The 2,797-nt window shown below is 58.2% G+C and carries 3 protein-coding genes; all 3 read right to left on the minus strand.

The genetic code is table 11. The features are described from left to right. Positions 1-373 (minus strand): ClpX C4-type zinc finger protein (locus AC1D1P_RS19855; protein WP_477674152.1); only part of this gene is annotated, 373 nt, incomplete at its 3' end. A 121-nt stretch (positions 374-494) separates the two neighbouring features. Continuing rightward, on the minus strand, positions 495-1,151 hold the full coding sequence (gene clpP / locus AC1D1P_RS19860; RefSeq protein WP_477674153.1) for an ATP-dependent Clp endopeptidase proteolytic subunit ClpP: 657 nt from the start codon (positions 1,149-1,151) through the stop codon (positions 495-497). A 157-nt stretch (positions 1,152-1,308) separates the two neighbouring features. Beyond that, the gene (gene tig, locus AC1D1P_RS19865) at positions 1,309-2,619 is read right to left on the minus strand and encodes a trigger factor (RefSeq protein ID WP_477674154.1); all 1,311 of its coding nucleotides are present in this window, start codon (positions 2,617-2,619) and stop codon (positions 1,309-1,311) included. Positions 2,620-2,797: the final 178 nt, after the last annotated feature.

A 2,797-nucleotide genomic window follows, 5' to 3' on the forward strand; every position in this document is an offset into this window, starting at 1 on the left:
CTGTGGGGCCGATCAGCAAAATATTGCTTTTGGTCAGCTCCACATCGTCTTTTTTGGCTTTTTCCTTGTGGCGCAGCCGCTTGTAGTGGTTGTACACCGCCACTGCCAGGGTGCGCTTGGCCGGTTCCTGGCCAATCACATAGCCGTCCAGTGTTCCCTTGATCTCTGAGGGCGTGGGCAGGTCGGTGCGCGTCTCACGAACGTCGTCACCAGCGGGGAGTTCGTCGCGAATGATCTCGTTGCAAAGATCGATGCACTCGTCACAGATAAAAACCGAAGGGCCAGCGATCAGTTTTTTGACTTCGTGCTGACTTTTACCGCAGAAGGAGCAGTGCAAAGTCTTTTCGCTGGAGGAGCCTTTTTTCTCGGCCATTGGGGGGATGCCTTTAAGGAGCCTGAAGGGGGAACTGTTACCTAATGATAACCAATAAAAAAACGGCGTTTCTGTTACAGAAAACGCCGTTGTTGCAGTGCAACTGAAGAGCTTTCGACGCTCAGGGCCGCTTGGAAATGACCTGGTCGACCAGCCCGTACTCTTTGGCGTCTTCCGCAAACATGAAATAGTCACGTTCGGTATCGCGTTCGATCTTTTCGATAGGCTGGCCGGTATTGGCCGCCAGGATGCGGTTGAGCTGGTCCCGCGTCTTGAGAATGTCGCGGGCATGGATTTCAATGTCCGACGCCTGGCCTTGCGCACCACCGGATGGTTGGTGAATCATGACGCGGGAATTAGGCAGCGAAAAGCGCTTGCCTTTAGTGCCGGCCGACAGCAGGAAAGCACCCATGCTGGCCGCCATGCCCACGCACAGGGTGGAAACGTCGGGTTTGATGAATTGCATGGTGTCGTAAATCGCCATGCCGGCCGTCACGGAACCGCCGGGGGAGTTGATGTAGAAGGAAATGTCCTTGTCCGGGTTTTCGCTCTCCTGGAAGAGGAGCTGGGCCACCACCAGGTTGGCCGTCTGGTCATTGACCGGCCCCACCAGGAAAATCACGCGCTCCTTGAGCAGGCGCGAATAAATGTCGTAAGAGCGCTCGCCACGGCCGGATTGCTCGATGACCATGGGCACCATGCCCAAGCCTTGTGCATCCTGCGCGCCGGCTTGCGGGGCCGTATAAGCGCCGCCGTAAATACTGTTTCGGACCATCATGTTTTCTCCAGAGATGTTTGTACTGTACCCAAAAACTCCCCCAGGGAGTTTCGGCGATGGCTGACAACAGATTCGCGAGCTGTTGTGCCGTAGCTCAAAGAAATTGGGGCCTGTGCCGCAAAGCACAAGCCCCAATGTCAGCAAAGGCGCTGAAGAATCAGTTCTGGCCCATCAGCTCGTCAAAGGAGATGGCYTTTTCGCTGACTTTGGCTTTGCCCAGCACGAAGTCGGTCACGTTGTTTTCAATCACAACAGCCTCGACTTCGGCCATGCGACGGTTGTCGCTCAGGTACCAGCGCACTACGTCTTGCGGCTTCTCGTAGCTGGCGGCCAGCTCTTCGATGTGCGCCTTGAGCTGCTCAGGCTTGGCCTGCAGGTCATTGSTGCGCACCARYTCRGCCACCACCAGGCCCAGGCGCACGCGCTTTTCGGCTTGSGGRCGGAAGATTTCTTCGGGRATCGGCGCCTTGTCKGCGTCCTTGATGCCGCGCTGCTTCARGTCGGCGCGSGCGCCTTCGATCATGCGGTCCAGYTCRGCCTGSACGCTGGACTTGGGCAGGTCGAGTTCGGCGTTGGCGACCARCGCGTCCATCACGGCGTTCTTGTTACGGGCCAGCAGGCGGAACTTGACTTCGCGCTCGAGGTTTTTCTTGATGTCGGTGCGCAGGCCTTCGACCGTGGAGTCAGCGATGCCCAGGGACTTGGCCAGTGCTTCATTGACTTCGGGCAGGTGAGCTGCTTCGATTTTTTTGACCGTCACGAGGAAATCGGCCTGTTTTCCGGCCACATCTTTACCGTGGTAGTCGGCGGGGAAGTTCAGGGGGAAGGTCTTGCTTTCGCCGCTTTTCATGCCGCGCACGGCGTCTTCGAATTCCTTGAGCATTTGCCCGTCGCCGATCAGGAACTGGTAGTCCTCGGCCTTGCCGCCGGCGAAAGGCTCGCCGTCGATCTTGCCTTCGAAGTCGATGGTGGCGCGGTCACCGTCTTGCGCCGGCGCATCGGCTGCGCGCTGGGCAAAGGTACGGCGCTGCTTGCGCAGGATATCCAGCGTCTTGTCGATGGCGGCGTCGCTGACTTCAGCGCTGACCTTTTCGACTTCGGCGCCCGACAGGTCGGCGATCTTGACTTCAGGGTAGACCTCGAACACCGCGTCAAACACCAGTTCGCCCTCAGGCGCGCCCTCTTTTTCGCTGATGCGGGGCTGGCCGGCAACACGCAGCTTGGCTTCATTGGCGGCCACGGCAAAAGCTTCACCGACCTTGTCGTTCATGACTTCGTAGTGCACCGAATAGCCGTAGCGCTGGGCCACCACGTTCATGGGGACTTTGCCCGGACGGAAGCCGTCCATCTTGACCGTACGGGCCAGCTTCTTCAGACGGGTATCAACTTCCGACTGAATGGTGTTGACGGGCAGCGAGAGCGTCATTTTGCGCTCGAGCTTTTCAAGGGTTTCAACAGTCACGGCCATGATGGTTCCTAAGATCAAAAATAGTCAAAACAGGTTTTCACCTGGCATGTTGCGGGGTTTGCCGCAACGACTGAAAGCAAGGAGGGGCAACAGGGCCGCCCACAAGCCTCAGGGTGGTGCGCGGGGCGGGACTCGAACCCGCACATCCTTGCGGACGTCAGGACCTAAACCTGGTGCG

It is taken from the genome of Polaromonas sp. P1_E1_2, from assembly GCF_056406035.1.